The 4,708-nt window shown below is 39.6% G+C and carries 5 protein-coding genes; 3 read left to right on the top strand and 2 right to left on the bottom strand.

Features of this window, described 5'->3' with window-relative positions:
- From ACZFYI_RS15960 to clpX, 3 genes are all read left to right on the top strand, one after another.
- Nucleotides 1–818, top strand: an 818-nt coding sequence (locus tag ACZFYI_RS15960) for a trigger factor (RefSeq protein WP_462525125.1), incomplete at its 5' end; no start/stop codon positions are given.
- A gap of 77 nt (nt 819–895) precedes the next feature.
- Entirely contained in the window at nt 896–1,570 is a 675-nt protein-coding gene (locus tag ACZFYI_RS15955; protein ID WP_462525124.1) for a ClpP family protease, read from the top strand.
- Nucleotides 1,570–2,796: an ATP-dependent Clp protease ATP-binding subunit ClpX gene (gene clpX, locus ACZFYI_RS15950; RefSeq protein WP_462525123.1), complete on the top strand. Its 1,227-nt coding sequence runs from the start codon at nt 1,570–1,572 to the stop codon at nt 2,794–2,796. Before ACZFYI_RS15955 ends, clpX begins: the two co-directional genes overlap by 1 nt.
- Before the next feature lie 271 nt (nt 2,797–3,067).
- On the opposite strand, the gene lpxB is transcribed toward clpX, so the two are convergent.
- Together lpxB and ACZFYI_RS15940 are read right to left on the bottom strand one after the other, a co-directional pair.
- The gene (gene lpxB / locus ACZFYI_RS15945; protein WP_462525122.1) at nt 3,068–4,174 is read right to left on the bottom strand and encodes a lipid-A-disaccharide synthase; all 1,107 of its coding nucleotides are present in this window, start codon (nt 4,172–4,174) and stop codon (nt 3,068–3,070) included.
- Nucleotides 4,175–4,245: 71 nt separating this feature from the next.
- A complete protein-coding gene (locus ACZFYI_RS15940; RefSeq protein WP_462525121.1) occupies nt 4,246–4,617 on the bottom strand; it encodes a GxxExxY protein in 372 nt (123 codons plus the stop codon).
- Between the last annotated feature and the right edge of the window lie 91 nt (nt 4,618–4,708).

Below are 4,708 nucleotides of genomic sequence, written 5' to 3'. Positions count from 1 at the left end.
ACCTAAAATCTGAGGATGGATCATTTGAGAAAACCTTTTCAATGCCGCTTTCTGCTATTGAAGGCAGTTCCCTAAAACAATTTATCGGTTTGAAAAAAGGAGATGTGGTGACATTTGATCCTTCCAAAACCATCAAAGAAAATCTTGCAGACACTGTAGGGGTTACCGACGAGGAAGCCGCCAATCTTAATGGGGATTTTACTTTTACAGTTCAAAACATCAACAGAACTGAATTGGCAGAACTGAACCAAGAGTTTTTTGACAAACTTTTTGGCGAAGGTAAGGTGGATTCAGAAGAAGCGATGAGAAATAAAGTGAAAGAAATTCTTTCAGAAAATTACAACAAAGAACTACGTGTTTTTGGAGAAGAAAAAATCAAAGAAAAACTAATGGCCAATGCCAATATCGATTTGCCGGAAGATTTCTTGAAAGAGTGGTTGTTCAGAGCAAACGAAGGTAAAGTAACCGCTGAGCAGGTAGAGGCTGAGTATCCTCTATATGCCAAGCAATTAACCTGGACATTGATCTCTAATAAAATTGCGAAAGACAATGAAATTCAGGCTGAGCATGCAGATGTCATCGAAAAAACAAAAGAAATGATCCGTGAGCAATTTGCTTCTTCAGGACTTGGTTCTCAGATGGAAGCTAGCATGGACATGTTTGTAGACAATTACCTCAAAGGCAATGAGGGTCAAAACTATATGCAGATGCTGACTTCTGTCCAAAATGAAAAAGTCCTGGATTTCGTTAGGGAAAAAGGAAATTTAAAAGAAGAAGTCATCAAAATCGACAAATTCAAAGAACTGTTAGAAAACTAATTTTTGGATAAAAGCGTTATCAAAAAGTCCTTCTTTAAGGGCTTTTTTTATTTTTGTACAAGACTAAAACAGAAATTATGATAAACAGAGACGAATTCAGAAAATACGCTGTCCACAGCAGGGGAATCAGCGGCAATGCTTTTGACCAATACAACACCTTTGTAGAGAACATGACAAGGTCTGTAATCGAGGAAAGACCTACCAATTTCCGGGAAATCGATGTGTTTTCGAGATTGATTATGGATAGGATCATCTTTTTGGGAACCCAAGTGGATGATTTTATAGCCAACATCATCACAGCCCAATTGTTGTTTTTGGAATCCACCGATCCCAAAAAAGACGTCTTGCTTTATGTCAACAGCCCTGGTGGTTCGGTGACTGCTGGACTTGGTATCTATGACACCATGCAATATATCAATCCTGATGTAGCCACGATCTGTACAGGAATTGCTGCTTCAATGGGGGCTGTATTGCTTGCAGGAGGCGCCAAAGACAAAAGATCTGCCTTGCAACATTCCAGGGTCATGATACACCAGCCTTCAGGTGGCATGCAGGGGCAGTCCAAAGACATGGAAATTTCTCTTAAGCTGATCCTTTCTATGAAGCAGGAACTTTATCAGATATTGGCTGAGCATTCCGGTAAGACTTTTGACGAAATCGAAAGGGACTCTGACAGAGATTATTGGATGAAAGCACCGGAAGCCAAAGAATATGGCTTAATTGATGAAGTATTGATCAAAAAAACTAAATAATGGCACAAGTTACCTGTTCATTTTGCGGAAGAAACAAGAAAGACGTGGACCTGATGGTTTCGGGTATTTCTGCACACATCTGCAATTTCTGTATTGACCAGGCTTATCAGATTCTTGGTGAAGAAGACAAGAACAAGAAAACCACAAAGAATCCTAAGTTTAAGCTCAAAAAACCCAAAGAACTTACCGAATACCTTAACCAATATGTGATCGGTCAGTTTGAAGCCAAAAAAGTCCTTACAGTGGCTGTTTACAACCACTTTAAAAGATTGCTTCAGAAAGGTGAGGAAAATGACGATATCAGGATCGAAAAATCAAATATCATCATGGTAGGTGATACGGGAACAGGTAAAACCTATTTGGCCAAAACATTGGCCAAGGTCTTGGAAGTACCCTTCTGTATCGCTGATGCCACTGTACTTACCGAAGCAGGCTATGTAGGTGAAGACGTAGAAAGTATACTTACGAGATTGCTACAGGCTGCTGATTACAACGTGGAAGCTGCCGAAAAAGGCATTGTCTATATTGACGAAATCGATAAAATCGCCAGAAAATCAGACAACCCTTCAATCACCCGAGATGTCAGCGGCGAAGGGGTGCAGCAGGCTTTGTTGAAGTTATTGGAAGGAACTGTTGTAAATGTTCCCCCTCAGGGAGGAAGAAAACATCCTGACCAAAAAATGATTGCCGTCAATACTGAAAATATCCTTTTCATCTGCGGTGGGGCATTTGATGGTATAGGAAGGCATATTGCCAAAAGACTGAACACCCAACCTATGGGTTTCAGCAAATTTGTAGAAGGCAGACAGGTAGACAGGGCCAACCTGCTACAATATGTCACTGCACAGGATCTCAAATCATTTGGGCTGATTCCTGAATTGATCGGAAGACTTCCAGTTGTGACCCATTTGGATCCGTTGGACAAAGCCACGCTGAAAAGCATTCTGACCGAACCAAAAAACGCCTTGGTCAAGCAGTACAAAAAACTGATCGAAATGGAAGGTGTCAAATTGGTTTTCGAAGAAAGTGGAATCGATTATATCGTAGAGAAAGCCGTAGAATACAACCTTGGTGCAAGGGGCTTACGGTCAATCTGCGAAGCCATCATCACCGATGCGATGTATGAATTGCCTTCCGATGATTCAATCAAAGAATTGGTCATCGACGCAAAATACGCGCAAGAGCAGTTTGACAAGTCTAAGTTCAAAAAACTTCAGGTAGCCTAATGGAGTGATCAGTTTTCAGTGATCAGTTTTAAAAACCGCAGAAGAAACCAAAAGGACTTCTGCGGTTTTTTTTCCAATTCATATCACTGTATTTTTTTCAACTTGTAAGAAAAATGAAAATTTGAGATATAACCCTTTAGGCCAATCTCTAAGGCCTCATTGCCGAAAAAAGAATCTAAGGACAGTTATTCTTCCGTACAAGTAATGGTTGTTAAGAGATTTGTAAAATAATCATGTGAGCAGGACACTATTTGAAAAAAACAACCTGAGATTAAATTTCAAGACTGCCACAAATCATTCTTGCAACAGTATCTGAAGCAGAATTATTCCCAAGCTTTTCTTTGATTTCGGTATAGCCATCTAATATGTCCGCCTTGTGTAAAATATTGGACAGGATCAGGTTCAGTTCCTGACTCAGATTCTCGATGTTATAATCATCCTGAATGAGTTCCGCCACCACTTTTCGGTCGGCGATCAAGTTGACCAAAGAGATAAAAGGTACCCGGATGAGTCTCTTGGCAATGGCATAACTGATGCCGGAGGTTTTGTACACCACCACCTGTGGTACGCGAAACAATGCCGTCTCTAAGGTTGCAGTTCCCGATGTCACAACGGCTGCATTGGCATGGTAAAGCAGGTCGTAGGTCTGCTCATAGATTACTTTGATTCCAGCTTTCAACGCTGGTTCATAGAGTGCTGATCCCAGGTTGGTAACACCAGCGATTACAAATTGTGCATTTGGGAATTTCTTGACCACTTGAAGCATAACCTGCATCATATTGGCCAATTCCTGCTTTCGGCTTCCGGGAAGCAAGGCAATAATTGGACTGTAGCTCAAGTTATTTTTTTGATGAAAAAAGGGATGGGGCTCAAATTTGGCTATTTCATCCAACAGCGGATTCCCAACATATTGGGCTTTGACACCAAACCGTTCAAAAAAGGCAGGTTCAAAAGGAAGAATCGAATACACCTGATCGGTGAATTCCTTGATTTTATAAGCACGCTTTTGGTTCCAAGCCCATACTTTGGGTGGGATATAATAGTGAACAGGGATGTTGTTTTCTTTACCAAAAGCTGCCATTTTCATATTAAATCCCCCATAATCCACCAAAATGAGAATATCAGGTTTGTTTTCAAGGAAATCTTTCTTAACCAAAGAGAGGTATTTTAAGACTTTTCTGAACCCAAAAAGCACTTCTACAAAACCCATTACTGCCACTTCATCATAATGGGCACAAAGAGAAAGACCCTCGTTTTTGGAATAATCTCCCCCCATACCTCGAAAGGTAGCTTTAGGATCCAAGGCCTTGATCGCCCGGATCAGGTTGGAGGCATGGAGGTCTCCGGATCTTTCGCCTGATATGATGTAGTACTTCATGGCTTTTTACCACTGAGGGCACTGAGAACTCAGAGAAAATGAGAAATGAAAAGAGAGTAATGAGTTAAAGATCATAAAATCACCCTCTTTAATCCACCAACCAATTTCTTTTCATTAAAATTAATCAAAAGACCTAATGGATACTTCCCCAATTTCAAATAAGTAATCATTTGAGCTAAATGAATCTCTTTCAATTTTTTGATACTTTTTATTTCAATCACAACAGCATTTTCAACAACCAAATCTAAACGGTAACCACAGTCCAAAAAAATTCCGTCAAAATAAATAGGCAATGCTTTTTCTAATTCAATAGACAATCCAATTGAATTCAATCTATGAAAAAGAAACTTTTGATAAGCACTTTCCAACAATCCTGGACCAAGTTCTTTATGAATATAAATAGATTCCCCAATGATTTTTTTGGTTAATGAATTGATCTCCATGAATATCTCTTTTTACATTTTGAAAAAAAATAAAAAAACCTCTTTAATCTAAGCCCTCTGTGGATAAATAAAAACCTACTAAAGAGCCCCT

The organism is Aquiflexum sp. (assembly GCF_977115555.1).
The sequence above is the reverse complement of the archived record's forward strand: the minus strand, read 5'-3'. Positions and strand labels throughout refer to the sequence as shown.

Bases quoted from the DNA above. Each gene is read 5' to 3' on its own strand.
- lpxB (WP_462525122.1), bottom strand. From the start codon at position 4,174: ATGAAGTACTACATCATATCAGGCGAAAGATCCGGAGACCTCCATGCC.
- clpX (WP_462525123.1), top strand. From the start codon at position 1,570: ATGGCACAAGTTACCTGTTCATTTTGCGGAAGAAACAAGAAAGACGTG.
- ACZFYI_RS15955 (WP_462525124.1), top strand. From the start codon at position 896: ATGATAAACAGAGACGAATTCAGAAAATACGCTGTCCACAGCAGGGGA.
- ACZFYI_RS15940 (WP_462525121.1), bottom strand. From the start codon at position 4,617: ATGGAGATCAATTCATTAACCAAAAAAATCATTGGGGAATCTATTTAT.